Here is a 19,670-nt window from a genome sequence, read left to right as displayed (position 1 = left end):
CTTAGAAGTACCCCTCGCGCTTGCGGTCTTCCATCGCGGCCTCGGAGAGCTTGTCGTCGGCCCGGGTGGCGCCGCGCTCGGTGAGCCGGGAGGCGGCGATCTCGGCGATCACGGCGTCCAGCGAGTCGGCGCCGGAGTCGACGGCGCCGGTGCAGGACATGTCGCCGACGGTCCGGTAGCGCACCTGGCGCTTCTCGACCGTCTCGCCGTCCTTCGGGCCGCCCCACTCGCCGGCGGTCAGCCACATGCCGCCGCGCTGGAACACCTCGCGCTCGTGCGCGAAGTAGATCTGCGGCAGCTCGATGCCCTCGCGGGCGATGTACTGCCAGACGTCCAGCTCGGTCCAGTTGGAGAGCGGGAACACGCGGACGTGCTCGCCGGGGGCGTGCCGGCCGTTGTAGAGGTTCCACAGCTCGGGGCGCTGGCGGCGCGGGTCCCACTGCGAGAACTCGTCGCGCAGCGAGAACACCCGCTCCTTGGCGCGGGCCTTCTCCTCGTCGCGGCGGCCGCCACCGAAGACCGCGTCGAAGCGCTCGCTCTGGATCTTCTCCGTCAGCGGCAGCGTCTGGAGCGGGTTGCGGACGCCGTCCGGCCGCTCGCGCAGTACGCCGCGGTCGATGTAGTCCTGGACGGAGGCCACGTGCAGGCGCAGTCCGTGCTGCTCGACCGTGCGGTCGCGGTAGGCGAGGACCTCGGGGAAGTTGTGTCCGGTGTCCACGTGCAGCAGCGAGAACGGGATCGCGGCCGGGGCGAAGGCCTTGAGCGCCAGGTGCAGCATGACGATGGAGTCCTTGCCGCCGGAGAACAGGATCACCGGCCGCTCGAACTCGCCCGCCACCTCGCGGAAGATGTGGACCGCCTCGGACTCCAGCGCGTCCAGGTGGGACAGGGCGTACGGGGTGCCCGTGCCCTCCCCGTGAGCCGCCACGGTCGTCGTCATGCCAGTCCTTTCCCGCTCAGCAGGGCGTGCACGGACGCCGCCGACTCCTGCACGCTCTGGTGCTGCGACTCGATCCGCAGATCGGGCGTCTCGGGCTCCTCGTACGGGTCGTCGACGCCGGTCAGCCCGGTCAGTTCACCCGCGGCCTGCTTGGCGTACAGACCCTTCACGTCGCGTACGGAGCACACCTCGACCGGGGTCGCCACGTGCACCTCGACGTACGCGGTGCCGTTCTCGTCGTGGCGCCCCCGCACCGCGTCGCGGCTGTCCGCGTAGGGGGCGATCACCGGGACGAGCGCCTTGACGCCGTTGCGGGCCAGCAGCTCGGCGACGAAGCCGATGCGCTGCACGTTGGTGTGCCGGTCCTCGCGGCTGAAGCCGAGGCCCGCCGAGATGAACTCGCGGATCTCGTCGCCGTCGAGCACCTCGACGAGGTGGCCCTCCTCGCGCAGCCGGGCGGCCAGCTCGTACGCGATGGTGGTCTTGCCGGCACTCGGCAGACCCGTGAGCCAGACGGTGGCTCCGGTCGTCACGTCGTTCTCCTGGTTCGTCGATGGGGTCGTCTGGGTCTGAGTCGTCTGGGTCCGGGGCGTCTGGGTCGTCGAAAGCCCGTTGGCCGTCATCCGTGCAGTCCGCACTCGGTCTTGGCCCGCCCCGCCCAGCGCCCGGCGCGTGCGTCCTCGCCCTCCAGCACCCGGCGGGTGCAGGGCGCGCAGCCGACGGACGTGTAGCCGTCCATCAGCAGCGGGTTGGTCAGGACACCGTGTTCGGCGACGTAGTCGTCCACGTCGTCCTGGGTCCAGCGGGCGATCGGGGAGATCTTGACCTTCTGCCGATTCTCGTCCCAGCCGACGACCGGGGTGTTCGCCCGGGTCTCGGACTCGTCGCGGCGCAGCCCGGTCGCCCAGGCCGTGTACTTCGTCAGACCCCGCTCCAGGGGCAGGACCTTGCGGAGCCTGCAGCACAGGTCGGGGTCGCGGTCGTGCAGCCTGGGGCCGTACTCGGCGTCCTGCTCGGCGACGGTCTGGCGCGGGGTGAGGGTGATGACGTTGACGTCCATCACGGCCTCGACCGCGTCCCGGGTGCCGATGGTCTCCGGGAAGTGGTAGCCGGTGTCGAGGAAGACGACGTCGACGCCCTTCTGGACGCGGGACGCCAGATGGGCCACCACCGCGTCCTCCATGGAGGAGGTCACGCAGAAGCCCCTGCCGAAGGTGTCCACCGCCCACTGGAGGATCTCCAGGGCGGAGGCGTTCTCCAGGTCGCGGCCGGCCTGCTCGGCCAGCGCCTTCAGTTCGTCGGTCGTCCGGTCTTCCTGAGCCGTGGTCATATCCGTTCCCCTCCAGCTTCGGAGTGCTTCAGCCCCCGGGCGAGCAGCCCGAGGAACTTCAGCTGGAATGCGCGATTGCAGGCCGCGCATTCCCAGGCGCCGTGGCCCTGCTCGTTCGGACGCAGGTCCTCGTCGCCGCAGTAGGGGCAGTAGAAGGGGGCGGCCCGCTCGCTCATGAGAGGGCCTCCTCACTGGCGCGGGACGCCCAGACGGCGAACCGCTCGCCGTCCTCGCGCTCCGCCTGGAAGCGCCGGAGCACCCGCTCGACGTAGTCCGGCAGCTCCTCCGAGGTCACCTTGAGACCGCGGACCTTGCGGCCGAACCCGGCCTCCAGGCCGAGCGCGCCGCCCAGGTGCACCTGGAAGCCCTCGACCTGCTCGCCCGCGTCGTTCAGGACCAGCTGGCCCTTGAGACCGATGTCCGCGACCTGGATACGGGCGCAGGCGTTCGGACAGCCGTTGATGTTGATGGTGAGCGGCTCGCCGAAGTCCGGCAGCCGGCGCTCCAGCTCGTCGATGAGCGAGGCGCCGCGCGCCTTGGTCTCGACGATGGCGAGCTTGCAGTACTCGATGCCGGTGCAGGCCATGGTGCCGCGCCGGAACGGGGACGGCTTGGCGGTCAGGTCGAGCGCCTCCAGGGCCTCGACCAGCGACTCGACCTGGTCCTCCGTGACATCGAGGACGATCATCTTCTGCTCGGCGGTGGTACGGACCCGCCCGGAGCCGTGCGCCTCCGCCAGGTCCGCGATCTTCGCCAGGGTGGCGCCGTCCACGCGGCCGACGCGCGGGGCGAACCCGACGTAGAAGTTGCCGTCCTTCTGGCGGTGCGCACCGACGTGGTCGCGCCAGCGCTCGACGGGCTGCGCCGGGGCCGGCCCGTCGACGAGCTTCCGCTTCAGGTACTCGTCCTCCAGCACCTGACGGAACTTCTCCGCGCCCCAGTCGGCCACCAGGAACTTCAGCCGGGCGCGGGTGCGCAGCCGCCGGTAGCCGTAGTCGCGGAAGATCGAGATGACGCCCTCGTAGACGTCGGGCACCTCGTCCAGCGGGACCCAGGCACCGAGCCGGACGCCGATCTTGGGGTTGGTGGACAGGCCGCCGCCGACCCACAGGTCGAAGCCCGGGCCGTGCTCGGGGTGGTCCACGCCGACGAACGCGATGTCGTTGATCTCGTGCGCCACGTCGAGCAGCGGCGAGCCGGAGATCGCGGACTTGAACTTGCGGGGCAGGTTCGAGAAGGCCTTGTTGCCGATGACCCGGCGCTGGATCTCGTCGATGGCCGGGGTGCCGTCGACGATCTCGTCGGCGGCGATGCCGGCGACCGGTGAGCCGAGGATCACCCGGGGCGTGTCACCGCAGGCCTCCGTGGTGGACAGGCCGACGGCCTCCAGCCGCTGCCAGATCTCGGGCACGTCCTCGATCCGGATCCAGTGGTACTGCACGTTCTGCCGGTCGGTGAGGTCCGCGGTGCCGCGCGCGAACTCCTGCGAGATCTCCCCGATCACCCGCAGCTGCTGCGTGGTGAGCCGGCCGCCGTCGATCCGCACCCGCAGCATGAAGTACTCGTCGTCCAGCTCCTCCGGCTCCAGGATGGCGGTCTTGCCGCCGTCGATGCCGGGCTTGCGCTGCGTGTACAGGCCCCACCAGCGCATACGTCCACGCAGGTCGTTGGGGTCGATCGAGTCGAAGCCGCGCTTGGAGTAGATCGTCTCAATGCGTGTCCGCACATTGAGACCGTCGTCGTCCTTCTTGAACTGCTCGTTGCCGTTGAGCGGGGTGAAGTGCCCCATGGCCCACTGACCCTCGCCGCGGTGACGGCTCACCTTGCGGCGGGGCGCGGAGGCGGCAGGGTTCTGCGGGGTGGCGGCCATGGTGATATACGTCCTTCAGACAGCGGGGAAGCGGCTCTGAACTGCGCCTACGGGCGCACGAGGGCATGTCTGCGCGGCACTGCGCAAGGGGGAGGTCCGGACAAGGGAACGCGGCGGTGCTGTGCTCTCAGCCCGCCGGACAGATGGCGCTGGACATGCGGCCGAGGTCGACGTGCCGCCGACTCACCAAGGCAATCCCAGTTCCAGACATGACGGAAGCGTGTCACGCGGATCTCCGGCCAGTCCACCATCGTCCGCGATTCGGACGGATCTATTCTGAATAGTGAGACGGAGTGTTCTGGGTCACGCCCCGTTCCGCGCCGTGGTGTGCGCCCCGGGCCACGGTCCGGGCGCCGAGACGTCCGGTTCCTCCGCACTCTTCGTGTCGAAGAGCCGGAACCCCCGCCGCTGATAGTTCGCCATCGCGTGCTCGCCGTCCAGACTGCAGGTGTGCACCCACACCCGCTTCGTCGGCGGCCGCCCGTCCCACCGCTCCGCGAGGTCCCAGGCCCGCGCGGTGCCGTACGAGAGCAGATGACCGCCGATGCGGCGGCCCCGGAACGCCGGTATCAGACCGAAGTAGGTGATCTCCACGACTCCGTCGTCCTGCGGGTCGAGCTCGATGTAGCCCGCCGGGGTGCCCCGGTCGTATGCGACCCAGGTCTCCGCGCCCGGCCGCTCCAGGTACTGCTGCCAGCGGGCGTGGCTCCAGCCCAGCCGGTCGGTCCAGCGGATGTCACCGCCGACCGAGGCGTACAGGAAGCGGCTGAACTCGGGGGAGGGGACCTCGGAGCGGACGACCTCGACCGTGTCGCCGTCCGGGACGGCGGCGGGCAGGAGGTCGGCCGGGGAGGTCTGCTCCAGGGACCAGGTGGTCACGACGATGCTGCTCATGGGGCCAGGCAATCATCCCGGCCCCGGACATGTCGACAGCCGCCGCCGGAGCGACGCGCCGACGGCCGGTCCGGCGGCGGCTGCCGACGCGCCGGCGGCCGTTATCCGAGCGACGCGTCGATCGAGCGCAGCGGGACCGAGAACAGCATGCGGTTGGTGACCGACCACACCTCGCCCGTGTCCGGCGCGTAGGAGAGCGAGCCGGTGTCCTCGCCCCAGCAGCGGTGCGAGGCGTCCGAGCCGCAGCCGGCCGCACGGGCACCCTTGGCGTCCTGCCGCCACAGACTGCCGTGCCCGTCCATGGCGCCGGGCAGATGACCCACGTACCACTCGGAGTCCGTCGCGCCCGGCGGCCGGTACGACAGGACGCCCCGGATCTCCGAGGCCCCGGTCCGGTACGCCTCGACCGCGTCGGCCCGGCCGAAGGTGTCCGTGGTGAGCAGTCCGTCGCGCTTCGGGCTCTCGTCGAACGCGTACCGCCACAGCCGGGCGTGCTGATCGCTGCCGACGGGCGTCCACTCGCCGAGGACCAGGCTGTCCGGGGCCGTCCCCCGGTCCACGGAGAGCGCGCTCGGACAGGGCGCGCCGGTCCGGGAGCAGGCCCCGGCGGAGTAGCGGTACGAGCCCACGGCGGGCATCACGTACCGGAAGCCGTCGGCCGACCAGCCGCCGGACACCCGGCCGACCGCGTCGGTCAGCACCGAGGTGCGCTGGATGCGGTTGAGGTCGTAGACGTAGAGCGCGTCGGCGCTGCCCTCGGTGGTGGTGACCAGGAGCTTGTCCTCGTACCAGGCCATCCCGGAGATCTGCGAGGTCAGGCCCCGGTAGGTGCTGCCGTCGGCGCTGGGCACGGTCAGCAGGACCCAGGAGTAGGAGGGGTGGGCGGGGTCGTTCGCGTTGATCACCGCGACCCTGGCCAGGCCCCGGGAGGCGGCGGGGCCGGTGGTGGTGCTGTGCGTCCAGCCGGCCAGGACGACCCGGTTGGCGCCCCACAGGCCGTCGTCGTCGGCCTCCGAGGAGGTGGTCACCGAGGCCGGCTGCCAGTCGTCGGTGAGGGTGTCGGTGGGGTCCCAGCAGTACGCCTCGGTGGTGGCCGGGGTGACCGGCAGCGAGTCCCGGTCGTCGGAGTCGCAGTCGGCCGCCTCGCGCAGGGTGTGGTCGGCCTCGGCCAGCACGTCGGCGACCCCGACCGTGCCGCCCATCGCGGAGGCGAGCCGGTCCAGTGAGCGGCGCGGTACGAGGTGTTCCTGGAGCTGCAGCGGAGCGATGTCGGTGGTGGAGGTCAGTGGCTTGAGCGCGCCGGGGTCCTCGGCGACCGTGGCCTGCGAGGCGCTGACGATCGTGGCCGTCGCGGTGAGCGCCAGCGCGGTCCCGGCCAGGGCGGCGCGCAGGGCCGCGCCCCGTCTGCGCCGTCGGTGTCTGCCGCGATGCTTCATGTGTCCTCCCGAGGCGGGCCAACTGCGCCTCATGGTCCGAGCGTTGACCAAGGAGCAGGTGGGGAGGCCCGTACCGGGATGCTACGGCAGCCGGAGTCGCCGTGCCTCGAAGACCCCGCAAATATGCGGAAGATACCTCCTCCGATGCCCCGGATGCGTTAAATAAGTCCGGGAGCGAGGACCCTCATCCGGGCCGGAGTCCCGGCGTCCGGCCCGCCGCCACGACCGGCGCGGTCGAGTACGGCAGCAGGTCGCGCGGATCGTCGGGGAGCAGCACCTCGATCTCGGCGTCGTCGCGGAAGCGGTACGGCCGGTGTTCGAGAAGTGCCCCGAGATACCGCCGGATCCTGGACATCTCAGCGCGTACGGTCACGGTCCGCGAGGCGTCCCCGAAGACGTCCTCGGCCAGCCCGGCCGCACTGCGCCCGGCGCGCCGCACCGCCAGCAGATACAGCAACTCGGCATGCCGGGGACTGAGTTCACGGGACCACGAGCTCGCACCGCCGCCGACCGTCACGGAGGGCCGGCGCGGCCTGGCCAGGTCGAGCACGAGCCGGCCCCCGCCCACCGGCGCCGGGTCGTCCACCGCCCGCAGCAACCAGCCCCCGGCCAGCGGCTCCACCGCGCACAGCCCGAGCGCGGGCAGCCACCGGCGGCCCGGCGACAGTGACTTGGGCAGTGAGAGCCGCCGCGGATACGGCATGCCGGTGACCGCCGCGGTCCAGCCGTCGGCGTCCACCACCACCGCCCGCCCGCCGAGCCGGGCCAGCACCGGCGCCGCGACCGCCCGCAGCCGCTCCAGCGCGTCCAGGTGCAACTCCCGCAGCCGGGCCTCGGCGAGCTTCGCCACCGAGTTCACCCAGGCCAGGGTGGCCGGATGCATCGTCTCCAGCGGGCCGCTGACGTCCACCACGCCGAGCAGGCTGCCGTCCCGGGGGTCCGTGATCGGGGCGCCGGAACACGTCCAGGAGACGTGCGAGCGGACGAAGTGCTCGGCGGCGAACACCTGCACGGGCCTGCGCTCCACCGCCGGGGTGCCGACCCCGTTGGTCCCGACGACGTCTTCCCGCCAGTCGGCGCCGAGTTCGAAGCCCAGCCCGTCCGCCTTGCGCAGCACCGGCGACGAACCCTCCCGCCACAGCACCCGGCCGTCGGCATCCGCCACCACCATGATGTGCTGGGCGACGTCCGCGACCGAAAGCAGCCCCTCGCGCAGCACCGGCAGCACGTCCTTGAGCGGTGACTCCTCGCGTCTGCGCCGGACTTCCTCGGCGGACAGCAGCCCCGAACGGAAGTCGTGGTCCGGGTCGACGCCGCTGCGCAGCATCCGTCCCCAGGACTGTTCGATCACCGGCCGGGGCGAGACCCGCCCACGCTGTCCGGCGAGTCTGGCCTCGCGCACCTCGTTCAGTACCCGCGCCGCCTGCGCCGCGTCCTTCGCGGCGAGTCGCGCCACGTCCATCGGCGGGTTCCCCACAGAGGTCCTCCCGGATACGCCTCGAAAAAGGCATCGATGAGTCGCTGTCAAGCCGTCCGGGCGGCGGTTTCCGGTCCGACTGCGCGTCTTATACTGCCGTTTTCCGGTGCCGGAGGCACACAGTCCGCACACAGTCACCGATATGTTGCAACCCCTTGCAACCCTGGTGAACGGGCCGGGGGTGGCCGAAACTTGAGCCGACGCCACGGCGTCGGAGGCCTGACATGGGCCGAAGAGGTGGGGGTGGTGCCGTGTCGGCGCAGCACCACCCCTGCCGCCCGGCGGGGGGCCGTTCGCAGCAGGGGGTGCGCTCCCAGGTGCGTTGGCGGCTGACGGTTGTGGGGGGTTGCTCGCGCCCGCGCGGCGGTAGCCGCATATCGAATACAGCCCCGCGCCCCTTCAGGCAGGGCAGCTTCCGTGTCTCAAGAAGTCACCCGGGCTCGGTCCACCACCGCGGTGAGGTCCAGGGTGCTTGGCAGGGTGCCGAAGCTTGAACCCCAGTTGTTGCCCAGCCTCGACGCGCAGAAGGCGTCTGCCACCTCCGGCGGTGCGAAGCGGACCAGCAGTGAACCCTGGAGGACTGTTGCCAGGCGTTCCACCAGGCGTCTGGCTCGGGCCTCCATGCCCTCCAGGTCGGCCAGTTCGGAGAAGAGGTCCTTGACCGCGCGGTCCAGGCGGTGGTCGGCGCCGTGGGCCCGGCCGATCTCCTGGAGGTAGGCGTCCAGTGCGCCCGGTTCGCGGTGCAGGGCGCGGAGCGCGTCCAGGGCCTGGATGTTGCCGGCGCCCTCCCAGACGGAGTTGAGCGGGGACTCGCGGACCAGCCGGGGCAGCCCCGACTCCTCCACGTAGCCGTTGCCGCCGAGGCACTCCGCGACCTCCACGACGAGGGGTGCGCAGCGCTTGGTCACCCAGTACTTGGCGGCCGGCAGGGCCAGCCTGAGCAGGGCCCGTTCGGCCTCGCCGCCGTCGTCGTAGGCGGCGGCCAGCCGCAGCGCGAGGGTGGTCGCGGCCTCCGACTCGATCGCGAGGTCGGCCAGCACGTTGCGCATCAGCGGCTTGTCGGCCAGCGGCCCGCCGAACGCCTCGCGGTGCGTGGCGTGGTGCACGGCCTGCGCCACCGCCTGCCGCATCAGCCCCGCCGAGCCCAGCACACAGTCCAGCCGGGTCGCGGCGACCATCTCGATGATGGTCCGCACCCCGCGCCCCTCCTCGCCCACCCGTCGCGCCCAGGTCCCGTCGAACTCGACCTCGCCCGACGCGTTGGACCGGTTGCCGAGCTTGTCCTTGAGCCGCTGGAGGAGGAAGACGTTGCGGGTGCCGTCCGCCAGGACGCGCGGCACGAGGAGACAGGTGAGGCCGGCCGGCGCCTGGGCCAGCACCAGGAAGCCGTCCGACATGGGTGCCGAGCAGAACCACTTGTGTCCGGTGAGGGTGTACGTCCCGGCCTCGGCGAGCGGGGCGGCGGTGGTCGTGTTCGCCCGTACGTCGCTGCCGCCCTGCTTCTCCGTCATGCCCATGCCGAACAGGGCGCCGGCCTTCCGCGCCGCGGGCCGCAGCTCGCGGTCGTAGACCGTGGACGTCAGCAGCGGCTCCCACACGGCGGCCAGCTCCGGGTCGGTGCGCAGCGCGGGCACCGCCGCGTTGGTCATCGACAGCGGGCAGCAGTTGCCGGCCTCGACCTGGGTCCAGACCAGGAAGGCGGCGGCCCGCCGGACGTGCCCGGACGGCCGTACCCAGCCGGTGGTCAGGCCCGCGCCGACGCCCTTGCCGAGCAGCCGGTGCCAGGCGGGATGGAACTCGACCTCGTCGATCCGGTGGCCGTAGCGGTCGTGGGTGCGCAGCCGCGGCGGATGCTCGTTCGCCTGTGTCCCCCACTCCTGCACCTGCGCCGAACCGGCCGAGGCGCCGATCTCCGAGAGCTCGGTGCGCACCACGCCGAGCAGCTCGGGGTCGGTGTGCCGGTCGACGGCCTCGACGAGGGCCCGGTCGGCGGTGAAGAGGTCGTATCCGGCCAGCGGAGGCGGCTGGTTGCTCACGGTATGCGTGGTGTTGCCTGCCATGTCTGCGAACCTACCCGGGGCGGCGGCGGTGGTCTCCAGCGTGACACAACGGCCCCGCCCACCGCGTCCGCCCCGGCCGGGGCCCCGTGAGGTGAGGACGGCCCCGGACGGCGGATACCGTTAGGGCGTGCAGCCAGCAAGCGATACTCCCGAGCGGCCCTCCGGCCGGCTCCACCGGGCCAGAGCCCTCTACCGGAACGTCTCCAAGCGCAGGACGGCCTGGCTGCTGATCAAGGACACCACCAATTCCTGCATCGAGTACCGCATCCTCGGCCTGGCCGCCGAGGCCGCCTTCTTCACCCTGCTGTCGGTCCCCCCGCTGCTGCTCAGCCTCATCGGACTGCTCGGCTACGTCGACGCCTGGACCGGCGCCCACACCATCGCGAGCCTGGAGGCCAACCTCCTGGACGCCTCCCGCACGGTCCTGTCCGACAAGGGCGTGAAGGAGATCGCCGAGCCGATCCTGCACGACGTGGTACGCGGCGGCCGCCCCGACGTCATCTCCATCGGCTTCCTGTTCGCCCTGTGGTCGGGCTCCCGCGCGGTGAACGTCTTCATCGACACGATCACGGTGATGTACGGCCTCGACGGCGTCCGGGGCATCGTGAAGACCCGGATCGTCTCCTTCCTGCTCTTCATCGCCGCGCTGCTGATCGGCTCGGTGGCGCTGCCGCTGATGGTGGCCGGACCGGACGCGGTGGTCGGGGTCGTGCCCTGGTCGGAGACGCTCGTACAGGTCCTGTACTGGCCGGTCGTGATCGTCCTGTCCGTCGTCTTCCTGACCACGCTGTACCACGTCTCCGTGCCGGTGCGCTCGCCGTGGGTCGAGGACGTCCCCGGTGCCCTGGTCGCCCTGGCCATGTGGGTCCTCGGCAGCTTCCTGCTGCGTATCTACCTGACCCACACGATCGAGGGCGCGACGATCTACGGCTCGCTCGCCGCGTCCGTCGCGGTGCTCCTGTGGATCGGCGTCTCGGCCTTCGCCGTGCTGGTCGGCGCCGCCGTGAACGCCGCGATCGACCGGGTCTGGCCGGCCGCCGCGACGGCCGCGGCGCGCGCGGCCAACGAGCGGCTGCGGGAGGCCCAGGTCGCCGAGTACGTGGCCCGCGCGGCCGCGGCGCGGGAGGCCGACCCGGGGGACCCCGACGACCCCGACATGCCGTCGGAGTTCCCCGAGCGCTGGTCCCGGTTCCTGCCGCCGGAGGACGTCACGGCGCGGTTGCGTACGCATGTGAAGAGCAGCCATCCGCCTCATAAGCCGGAGGCTTGAGGGCCGAGGCGGTTTCACCGTCGGGGTGCGGTTTTCGGCGGGGTGCGGGTTATGGGTGGTTGCTCGCGCAGTTCCTCCCCCAGCCTTCGGCCGGGGGCACCCCCAGCGCCCCTTACGGGGCGCGAGCTGGCCGGCATGTCGAACGGTGCCCCTTGCCCCTGAAGGGGCGCGTCTAGGCTGGCGTGTGTGTACAAGGAGTGGGCGTCTCGGGTCTCCGGTGCCGTTGTCTGGGTGAACCGGCCCGACGAGGGTGGGGCCGGGCGCGTGCTGCCCGACGGGTGCATGGACCTGCTCTGGCACGACGGGCGGCTGCTGGTCGCCGGGCCCGATACGCGTGCTTACGTCACCGAGGGCGCCCGGGGGGTGTGGGTGGGCCTTCGTTTCTATCCCGGTACCGCGCCCGCCCTGCTCGGTGTGCCGGCGTACGCGCTGCTCGATCAGCGGGTCGAGCTGAGTGACCTGTGGCCGGCCGCCGACGTGCGGCGGCTGCGGGACCGGGTCGCGGGTGCCGGTGATCCGGCCGGCGCGCTGGAGGAGATCGCCCTGGAACGGGCGCTGCCCTGCGACCCGTCGCTGCGGCGGCTGGTCGAAGCCCTGGGCGCGGGGCGCCCCGTCGCCGCCGTCGCCGACGAACTCGGCCTCGGCGCACGTCAGTTGCATCGCCGTAGCCGAGCCGCCTTCGGCTACGGGCCCAAGACGCTGGCCCGGGTGCTGCGGCTGCAGCGGGCGCTCGCGTTCGCCCGGGCCGGGGTGCCGCTCGCGGAGACGGCGGTCCGGGCGGGGTACGCGGACCAGCCTCATCTCGCGCGGGACGTACGGGAGCTGGCGGGTCTGCCGCTGACCGGGCTACTCGGCGGGTAGCGGGGCGAACAGGTCGACGCCGTTGCCGTCGGGGTCGTGCACCGTGGCGTACCGCTGACCCCAGAACGCGTCCCACGGCTTGAGTTCGCCGTGGTGGCCGGCGCCCACCAGGTCGTCGTAGAGGGCGTCCACCTCGGCGGGCGAGTCGCAGCGGAAGGCGAGTGCCGTCCGGCCGCCGCCGGCCGGCGGGTGCCAGGCCGGGTGGAAGGAACGGATCGTCTCCTCCGTGTCCAGGGCGAGGGTGAGGCCGCCCGGCAACTCGGCCTCGACGTGCGGCTGTTCCTCGGCGCCGGGCGGGAAGACCAGGCCGAGGCGGCGGTAGAAGGCGAGGGACGCGGCCAGGTCGGAGGTGACGAGGCCGATCACGGCGAATCGTGGAGTCATGCCGTCACCGTAGGCGGATTCCGGGCGTCGGTCTTGAAGGAATCGGACGCACCGGCCTCCTCCGGACGGGAGGAAAACCGGTCCCCCTGTGGAACGCCTGTGCGGCACGATGGGCGCATGATCCGTGCCGTGCGCGTCCTGCCGCCCCTGCTCCTCGCCGCCGCCCTGCTCACCGGCTGCGGTACCGAGAAGGCGGGCTCCGCAGACTCCGGCGCTCCCGCGGGCGCCGGCACCGCCCCCACGGACGCCGGCACCGCCCCCGCCGACCAGGCCGAACTGGCCGCCAAGGCCAAGGCGTTGGGGATGGCCCCGGAGCTGGTCTACGTCACCGACGCACCGGGCTTCACCCTCGCCCAGCAGTCCGTCGGCGTACAGGGCGACGACGGCTTCTCCGCCGCGTACACGGACCGGACCGGCGCCGTCATCCACCTCTACACCGACCACCTGCGCTACGCCGGGCAGCACGAGTACGAGGTGGTGGAGAAGGACTGCGTGGTGTGGCTGGAGGGCGAGGGCGGGGTCTCCGGCGCGGTGCTGGGCAAGGCGCTGCGCGCCGTCCACCGCCCCACCGCCGGTGAACTCGACACCCTGCTGCCCACCCTCGACCCGGCCTTCACCGACGGCGAACCGGTGCAGCGCGGCGACCTGCCGACCAACGGGGACGGCGGCCCGCCCGACAACAGCGTGCCGACGCCGGGCCTGTGAGCCGAACGGGTGTTCTGTACAGCCCGCGGTCACGCCCGGGAGAAGTACCGGGATTCCGGCTTCCAGGCCCACCTGTACGGGGGTGTCGCCTGGGCCGCACGGCTGGTCCAGTGACGTTTCTCCGGTGAACCGGATCCGCCATTGGGGTGAGTAAAGGTCGCGCACGGAGATAGTCACGTGCGTACCTAGAGATGCTCTTGTCTTGGCAAAGGGCGTCGAGACGCGGGAGCCGAGCTGTGCCCCCGCGCCACCCACCCACAGGAGGAGCCGGACCTTGACTTACGGGAAAAAGCTGCGCGAACAGATCGCCGGGCCGGGGACCACCCCGCTGATCGGTGTGTACGACATGTACTCGGCGTCGATCGCCGCCAAGCACTACGACGGGATGTTCGTCTCCGGCTTCGGCTTCGCCGCCTCGTACTACGGCCTGCCCGACATCGGATTCATCGCCTGGCCCGACATGGTGGCCTTCGTCCAGCGGCTGCGGGGTGCGTTCCCGCACCACCACCTCCTCGTCGACATCGACGACGGGTACGTCGACTCCGAAGTCGCCTGCCACGTCGTCGAGGGGCTGGAGCGGATCGGTGCCTCCGGGGTGATCCTGGAGGACCAGAAACGGCCGCGCCGCTGCGGGCACGCCGACGGCAAGCAGGTGCTGCCTCTGGAGGAGTACCTGGACAAGCTGGAGAAGGTCCTGGAGACCCGCCAGGACCTGGTCGTCGTGGCCCGCACGGACGCCACCGACGAGCACGACATCCTGCACCGCGCGGAGCGGCTCGCCGCCACCGCCGCCGACGTGATCCTGGTCGACGGGGTGCGCAGCGAGGAGTGGATCCGCCGGATCCGCAAGGTCGTCGGCGACAAGCCGCTGCTCTTCAACCAGATCGCCGGCGGCAAGTCGCCCCGCCTCTCGCTCACCGAGCTGGACGACCTCGGCGTCGACGTCGCGATCTACTCCACGCCCTGTCTGTTCGCCGCGCACGAGGCGATGGACTCGGCGCTGAGCGAACTGAAGTCCGCGGACGGCCGGCTGCCGCAGGTCGACGCGGCCAGTGGCATCGGCGTCAAGGCCTCCACCACCCTGCTGGAGCGGAACATCGCCCGGGAGCGGCTCGACGAGCCAGAGGGCGTGGGCGTGTGACGCGGTTGCGGACCGCCGCGGCCCTCACGGCGGCGCTGCTCGGCGCGGCCGTGGCCCCCGCGCACGCGGCCGGCAGCCTGATCACCGTGCTGGACAACTCCAACGCGGACTCCATCCTGGAGGTGGACCGCACGGCGAACATCCAGGCCGGCAGAGGCACGGCGGGCAGCGACCACGACGGCAGCGCCGTGGACGCGATCCAGGCGCTGCTCGGGGAGCCGCGCCAGGACGACGACGACTGAGCACCACGACTGAGGCTGCGAGGGCGGCCGGACCCAGGTCCGGCCGCCCTCAGGCGTGCCGGCGGTGCTCAGTGCTCGTTCAGGTCCCGTCGGCCGAAGTTCACGTCGTCCCCGTGCGGTCGCTCGGCCGTGACCTTCCCCGCGACCGGTCCGAAGAACGTGCTGCCACGGAAGTCGATGTGGTCGCCGCCGTAGTGCGCTTCGTCCACGCTCTGATCCGGCAGTGGATCAAATTTCCGTAGCACGGCTACGGCGACCTCCGCCGCCCGGGCGGCCGCATACTGCTGGGCCCCACCGTGGATTTCGAAGTCCTTGGCCGTGTTCGCCACGTCGCTGATGCCACGGATGGTCAGAGTTTCCACTCCAGCGGTCAGATGCCCGGCATGAGCCATGCCGGCGCCTTCCATTTCGATGGCGGCCGCGTCGTTGTAGTGACGTTTCAACTGCGAAAGGAGCGAGGACTGTTGGCTGTTGATGACGACGTCCCCGGCCGCGATCGCCTTGAAGAAGACCCTGGGGGTGTCGTGCAGGGCGTATCGCGCGGCCTGCAGCATCCGGTGTGAGGGATGCCAGGACTGAGGGCGTGCGTAGAAGCCTTCGGGCGTCAACTTCCCACCCCGGAATGCGTAGACGCGGGTTGCCACCACCACGTCACCGATACGCAGGCCCTCCTCGAGCCCGCCCGCGATACCGACGAACAGAAGAGCATCGGGGTGGAGCGCGTGAACGATGTCATTGACAAGCGGGGCGAACGGCGCGCCGAACTCGCCGGATTCCGCCAGAGCCACTTGCCAGCCGCTGCCGGGCAGAGCGCCCACTTCTATGCGCAGACCATGGTCTCCTGCAATTCGATCCCGTAGGTTCGGCAGATGTGATCGCATCGACTCGTACTCCGCGGGGACGGTGGTGATGACCGCCGCCAGAGGATTCCTGCCCGGCACTTGACCACCCCCACCCGTAAGCCGCCGCACCTGTCAGCCCGGCGGGTCCATGCTTAGCACTGTAGTGGGACTTCGCTCCGGCGGCTGCGGTTTCCGTAGGCGGGATCGGGCGGACGGGGTGCGCGAGCAGTCTGCCCGGCATTACCGTGGGGCCGGATTTCGCGGTACGGGGGACAAGCATGGAACCGGACCAGGAGGCACTGCTGGTAGCACTGTCCGACGGGGCCGCCGGCCCGCTCGGACAGGACTTAGCCCGTGCCTTGGCGCCGTATCTCACCGCGGCTGAGCACGCCGGTCCGCCGGCCGTTCCAGCCGCGCTGCGTGATCGGTTGCGCACGCTGTTTTCAACAGACCCGGGCGCTGCCCAGGCCGTCGCCGCGGCCATGGAGAGCCGGACACCCAGGCACGGAACCCGCGTCAGGGGAGACCACATCGACTTCGAGGGACTGTTCCTCGGCGATGCGGTCGGCTCGGTACTTCATCAGCATTTCCACGGTGTGCCGGCGCCCGCGGCTCTTCCCCCGGCCGCGGTCGGCTCCCTTCCTCCCGCGACTCCCAGCTTCACCGGGCGCAAAAAGCTGCTGAAGGAACTGGAGGGGTTCTTGTGCCCGAGTTCCGGGCCGTCGCGGCCCGGAGCTGTCACGGCAACCGTGCTGGCCGGCATGGCGGGGGTGGGCAAGACCGCACTCGCGACGGAAGCGGCCCACGCTGCCAACGACAGGGGCTGGTTTCCCGGCGGCGTGCTCTTCATCGACCTGCACGGCCACGACAACACGAGCATCACCGCCGAGCAAGCACTTGGCACACTTCTGGAGGATCTCGGCACACCTGCCGAGCAGCTCACCACCGAGGAGGAGCGGGTCAAGCACTACCGCAGCCAACTGGCACGCTGGCCCGATCGCGTGCTGATAGTCGCGGACAACGCCGCGTCTCCGGAGCAGGTCCGCCCCCTGCTTCCCGCGGACTCCCGGCACCGCATCCTCATCACGTCCCGGACCGCGATTCCTCAACTCAACGCCCGTCACCTGCCATTGAGGCAACTGACTTCCAAGGCCGCAGTCGCTCTGCTGGACCAGGTGCTGCGGCTGGCCGACGGCATGGACCATCGGATCACCGCGGAAGCCGCGGCTGCCGTCGAACTCGCTGCCCTTTGCGGCCACTTGCCTCTCGCTCTGCAGATCGCGGCAGCACATCTCGTCTGGGATCCAGACAAGCCGGTCGCCGAGTCGGTGCACGAACTACGTGACCAGGAGACGCGCCTGTCCTACCTCGACGACGGAGAGCGCAGCGTGCGCGCGGCCTTCGACCTCTCGTACCAGCGGCTGAATCCCGAACAAGCCAGGATGTTAAGGCTGTTGGCCGAGGCTCCGGGACCGGAGACAGGCACTGAGGTACTGGCCGCGCTGCTCGGGGCTGCACCACCACCGGTCACGCTCGCTGTACTGGAGCGTGCTTACCTTGTCGACCGGGGCAGCAGCCGTACCCAGTGGCGGCTGCACGACTTGGTCCGGGTGTTCGCCACGCAGGTGTCCGCCGACGACCCTTCCTGCCTCGCGGAGCGCGAGACAGCGAGGGATCGCGTGCTCGACCACTATGTGGAGCGGGCCGACGAAGCCGACGACCGCTTGCGCGGACTGGGTTTCGGTGCTTGTTTCAATGACATCGAGGAGGCGCTGGCCTGGCTCGATCAGGAGCGGCTCGGGCTGCTGGCCGCCGTCCAATGGGGTGAGGACAGCAGGCTTACAGCACGTGCCCTCGATCTCGCCCTGTACCTCACCGAATACCTGAGACGACGTGGTCTGTTCGAGGAGATCGTGACGGTGAGCACCCTGGCACACCGGTTCGCGGCGCGCTCCGACGACCCGTTGCGGGAGGCAACGGCCTGGCACAACCTCGGGGACGCCCTGCAGAGCGCGGGCCGGCCCGCAGCGGCTGTCGGGGCCTACAACCAGGCCCGTGACCTGCACCGAGCCAGGGGCGACAAGGTGGGGGAGGCCATCCAGTGGAACAATCTGGCGATCGCCGAGACTCGTCTGGGCAGGCTCGGACCGGCCGTCGAATCCTTCGCCCGGGCCGGTGACCTACGTAGGCTGGCCGGTGACCGGCACGGGGAAGCGATGACATGGAACAACCTGGCCATCGTGCTGGACGAGGCAGGCCGGAATGACGACGCGTTCAGGGCCTTCTCGCAGGCGGCCCGACTTCTGAGCGAAGTCGGTGACTGGGCACGAGGTGCCGAGACGTACCGCAACCTCGGGAGGGCTCTCGAAGCGGCGGGCCGCGCCGAGGAGGCGATGGAGGCGTACGCCCAGGCACGTGCGCTCTCCCCGTCAGGGCGTTGAGTCCTCGCCGCGGACGTACTTTCCCGTGGTGGGGGCCTTGAACACGCTGTTGCGGAAGTCGATGTGGTCGCCGTAGTGGATCACCGGGGATCCGTCTGCCGTACCTGCCGATGCCTTGACTGCGGAACTCCAGGGTGCGAGTTCGGCAAGGATCGCGAGGGCAGCCGCGGTCGTCGTTTCGACGACTTCTTCGTAAAGCCCGGACACGTCCTGTTTGTTGGGTGGCACGGTGAAAGTAATGCCCCGGATCGTCAGAACCTCCGGCGCGTTGCTGAACGGGCCGACAAGGGGCGGGGCGCAGGCGACTCCGGTACTCCTCAGTTCGACCGCGACCGCGTCCCGATACGTCTCCAGAGCATCCTGCTCCGCCGCCAGGCAGTCACCAGAACGGCGTGCCTCGGTCGCACGTTCGTCGGGAACGGCGACGACGGGCCTAAAGTGCACACCGGTTTCGCTTTCGCACCAATGCGATCCCTCGCGCAGCGCCATCCTGGCGGCCTGTTCCAATCGGTGTGAGGCAAGCTGAGGAAGCGAGGCGGCTGTTGTGTGCCGGTCGTGTCGGTAGACCTTGGTGGCGACCACCACATCACCCAGGCGAATGAACTCCTTGCCTCCCGCGGCGCCGAGAAAGAGCAGGACCTGCGGATGCAGCCAGGTGGCAGCCTGTCTGATGATCTCGGTGGCCGCGTCGTTGCCCGTACCCATGTCCGCGACTGCGACTTCCCATTGGGTGCCCGCAAGGAAGCCGGTGTCGAATCTGGTTCCTGAAGGGTGCTCGCGCCGTCGTACGTCGGCGAGCCGCTTGCGCACAGATGCGTACCACCGCGGATGGGAGGTGAGCACGGCAACGGTGGGATACGGGCCAGGCGTCTGTGCCACGGGAATCTCGCTGCCGTCAATTCTGTCGGGGTGGGTTCTGGTACACGATCTTGCCGACGACGGGCGCGTAGTTGATGTTGTTCCGGTGATCGACATGGTCACCGCTGTATACGGCGGTCGGCTCCGGTGTGGTCTCGTGAGCCGCCGCTGTGCCACCTTGTCGGGCAGGGTCCAACGGCGGCAGATCACGCAGGATGGCGAACGCGGCCTCGGCGGCGCGCGCCGCGGCGCGCAGTTGGGAGCCGGAGGCGTCGGCCCTCGCTTTGCGGCCGTTCGCAAGGTCGCTGATTCCGCGGATGACGGCCGCGTCCACCCGGTTGCTGAGGTGAGCCGCGTGTGCGACGCCGTTGCCCTCCATCTCGATCGCCACTGCGTCCTCGTAGTGGTTCTTGAGGTGCTTCGCAACTGCCGAGACTTCGCTGTCAAGAAGCACGTCTCCGGCGGCGATCGGCTTGAAGTGAGCTGTGGTGCCCAGAACGTGACGCGCCGCCTGGTCCAGGCGTTGGCTGCTGCGCCAGGAGTCCGGACGCACTTTGAATCCCTCCGTCGTGTCCCGGCCACCGTGGTAGGCGTACACCTTGGTGGCGAACACGACGTCGCCGAGTTTGACTTTCTTCTTCTTGAGAGAGCCGGCCACACCGACGAAGAGCAGGGCCTGGGGACGCAGCCAGCTGATGGCCCGTTCCGTGAGCACGGCCGCGTTCACGGCGCCCTCTCCCATCTGTACGAGGGCCACCTGCCAGGGCGTGTCGTCGAGTGGGCCGATGGCAGCCCACGTGCCGGCGTCATGCTCGATCGTCCGGAGTGAGCCGAGATGGGCCCGGACGGCCTCGTACTCCAGCGGGAGCGCGGTCAGGACGACGACGGTGGGAGGCGATGTGTGGGGCACAGGACCGGC

At 70.6% G+C, this 19,670-nt stretch carries 20 protein-coding genes; 6 read left to right on the top strand and 14 right to left on the bottom strand.

The window, feature by feature from the left end:
• Position 1 precedes the first annotated feature (1 nt).
• The 10 genes from cysD to ACFWPQ_RS30000 all read right to left on the bottom strand — a co-directional run bounded on the left by cysD (position 2) and on the right by ACFWPQ_RS30000 (position 10,007).
• Positions 2-940: a sulfate adenylyltransferase subunit CysD gene (gene cysD, locus ACFWPQ_RS30045; RefSeq protein WP_384041453.1), complete on the bottom strand. Its 939-nt coding sequence runs from the start codon at positions 938-940 to the stop codon at positions 2-4.
• Positions 937-1,563: an adenylyl-sulfate kinase gene (gene cysC, locus ACFWPQ_RS30040; RefSeq protein ID WP_384041451.1), complete on the bottom strand. Its 627-nt coding sequence runs from the start codon at positions 1,561-1,563 to the stop codon at positions 937-939. The genes cysD and cysC overlap by 4 nt, the downstream gene beginning before the upstream one ends.
• On the bottom strand, positions 1,560-2,270 hold the full coding sequence (locus tag ACFWPQ_RS30035; protein WP_384041449.1) for a phosphoadenylyl-sulfate reductase: 711 nt from the start codon (positions 2,268-2,270) through the stop codon (positions 1,560-1,562). Before ACFWPQ_RS30035 ends, cysC begins: the two co-directional genes overlap by 4 nt.
• Positions 2,267-2,446 (bottom strand): hypothetical protein, encoded by a 180-nt coding sequence (locus ACFWPQ_RS30030; RefSeq protein ID WP_384041447.1) that lies wholly within the window; start codon positions 2,444-2,446, stop codon positions 2,267-2,269. Before ACFWPQ_RS30030 ends, ACFWPQ_RS30035 begins: the two co-directional genes overlap by 4 nt.
• Complete coding sequence (locus tag ACFWPQ_RS30025) at positions 2,443-4,140, bottom strand: nitrite/sulfite reductase (protein ID WP_384041444.1); 1,698 nt, start codon at positions 4,138-4,140, stop codon at positions 2,443-2,445. The genes ACFWPQ_RS30030 and ACFWPQ_RS30025 overlap by 4 nt, the downstream gene beginning before the upstream one ends.
• A gap of 127 nt (positions 4,141-4,267) precedes the next feature.
• Complete coding sequence (locus ACFWPQ_RS30020) at positions 4,268-4,351, bottom strand: putative leader peptide (protein ID WP_309500612.1); 84 nt, start codon at positions 4,349-4,351, stop codon at positions 4,268-4,270.
• 92 nt (positions 4,352-4,443) lie between these two features.
• Positions 4,444-5,034, bottom strand: a complete 591-nt coding sequence (locus tag ACFWPQ_RS30015; RefSeq protein ID WP_384041441.1) for a GNAT family N-acetyltransferase — start codon at positions 5,032-5,034, stop codon at positions 4,444-4,446.
• 101 nt (positions 5,035-5,135) lie between these two features.
• A complete protein-coding gene (locus ACFWPQ_RS30010) occupies positions 5,136-6,470 on the bottom strand; it encodes a hypothetical protein (protein ID WP_384041438.1) in 1,335 nt (444 codons plus the stop codon).
• Positions 6,471-6,654: 184 nt separating this feature from the next.
• Entirely contained in the window at positions 6,655-7,932 is a 1,278-nt protein-coding gene (locus tag ACFWPQ_RS30005) for a GAF domain-containing protein (RefSeq protein ID WP_384041434.1), read from the bottom strand.
• Between the two features lie 437 nt (positions 7,933-8,369).
• Positions 8,370-10,007: an acyl-CoA dehydrogenase family protein gene (locus tag ACFWPQ_RS30000; RefSeq protein WP_384041431.1), complete on the bottom strand. Its 1,638-nt coding sequence runs from the start codon at positions 10,005-10,007 to the stop codon at positions 8,370-8,372.
• Positions 10,008-10,134: 127 nt separating this feature from the next.
• Here ACFWPQ_RS30000 and ACFWPQ_RS29995 point away from each other — a divergent pair, with 127 nt between their 5' ends.
• Positions 10,135-11,277 carry a YihY/virulence factor BrkB family protein gene (locus tag ACFWPQ_RS29995; RefSeq protein ID WP_384041428.1) on the top strand — a complete coding sequence of 381 codons (1,143 nt, stop codon included), beginning with the start codon at positions 10,135-10,137 and terminating at the stop codon, positions 11,275-11,277.
• A gap of 186 nt (positions 11,278-11,463) precedes the next feature.
• Positions 11,464-12,138, top strand: coding sequence for a helix-turn-helix domain-containing protein (locus ACFWPQ_RS29990; protein ID WP_384041425.1), 675 nt, complete (start codon positions 11,464-11,466; stop codon positions 12,136-12,138).
• On the opposite strand, the gene ACFWPQ_RS29985 is transcribed toward ACFWPQ_RS29990, so the two are convergent.
• Complete coding sequence (locus tag ACFWPQ_RS29985) at positions 12,124-12,522, bottom strand: VOC family protein (protein WP_384041422.1); 399 nt, start codon at positions 12,520-12,522, stop codon at positions 12,124-12,126. The two genes, ACFWPQ_RS29990 and ACFWPQ_RS29985, sit on opposite strands and share 15 nt — an antisense overlap.
• Positions 12,523-12,639: 117 nt before the next feature.
• On the opposite strand from ACFWPQ_RS29985, the gene ACFWPQ_RS29980 reads away from it, so the two are divergent.
• The 3 genes from ACFWPQ_RS29980 to ACFWPQ_RS29970 all read left to right on the top strand — a co-directional run bounded on the left by ACFWPQ_RS29980 (position 12,640) and on the right by ACFWPQ_RS29970 (position 14,610).
• Positions 12,640-13,227, top strand: a complete 588-nt coding sequence (locus ACFWPQ_RS29980) for a membrane lipoprotein (protein ID WP_384041419.1) — start codon at positions 12,640-12,642, stop codon at positions 13,225-13,227.
• Positions 13,228-13,501: 274 nt separating this feature from the next.
• Positions 13,502-14,368, top strand: coding sequence for an oxaloacetate decarboxylase (locus ACFWPQ_RS29975; protein ID WP_384041416.1), 867 nt, complete (start codon positions 13,502-13,504; stop codon positions 14,366-14,368).
• The gene (locus ACFWPQ_RS29970; RefSeq protein ID WP_217546969.1) at positions 14,365-14,610 is read left to right on the top strand and encodes a hypothetical protein; all 246 of its coding nucleotides are present in this window, start codon (positions 14,365-14,367) and stop codon (positions 14,608-14,610) included. Before ACFWPQ_RS29975 ends, ACFWPQ_RS29970 begins: the two co-directional genes overlap by 4 nt.
• A 68-nt stretch (positions 14,611-14,678) precedes the next feature.
• Here ACFWPQ_RS29970 and ACFWPQ_RS29965 read toward each other — a convergent pair whose 3' ends face one another.
• On the bottom strand, positions 14,679-15,551 hold the full coding sequence (locus ACFWPQ_RS29965; RefSeq protein WP_384041413.1) for a nucleosidase: 873 nt from the start codon (positions 15,549-15,551) through the stop codon (positions 14,679-14,681).
• Between the two features lie 179 nt (positions 15,552-15,730).
• On the opposite strand from ACFWPQ_RS29965, the gene ACFWPQ_RS29960 reads away from it, so the two are divergent.
• The gene (locus ACFWPQ_RS29960) at positions 15,731-17,893 is read left to right on the top strand and encodes a tetratricopeptide repeat protein (RefSeq protein ID WP_384041410.1); all 2,163 of its coding nucleotides are present in this window, start codon (positions 15,731-15,733) and stop codon (positions 17,891-17,893) included.
• On the opposite strand, the gene ACFWPQ_RS29955 is transcribed toward ACFWPQ_RS29960, so the two are convergent.
• Positions 17,882-18,868: a hypothetical protein gene (locus tag ACFWPQ_RS29955; RefSeq protein ID WP_384041407.1), complete on the bottom strand. Its 987-nt coding sequence runs from the start codon at positions 18,866-18,868 to the stop codon at positions 17,882-17,884. The genes ACFWPQ_RS29960 and ACFWPQ_RS29955 overlap by 12 nt on opposite strands.
• Positions 18,789-19,661: a 5'-methylthioadenosine/S-adenosylhomocysteine nucleosidase gene (locus ACFWPQ_RS29950; protein WP_384041404.1), complete on the bottom strand. Its 873-nt coding sequence runs from the start codon at positions 19,659-19,661 to the stop codon at positions 18,789-18,791. Before ACFWPQ_RS29950 ends, ACFWPQ_RS29955 begins: the two co-directional genes overlap by 80 nt.
• Between the last annotated feature and the right edge of the window lie 9 nt (positions 19,662-19,670).

Origin of the sequence: Streptomyces sp. NPDC058464 (assembly GCF_042721035.1) — a bacterium.
Lineage (GTDB): Bacteria > Actinomycetota > Actinomycetes > Streptomycetales > Streptomycetaceae > Streptomyces.
Note: the sequence above shows the minus strand (reverse complement) of the source record. Positions and strands in the feature narration are given on the sequence as shown.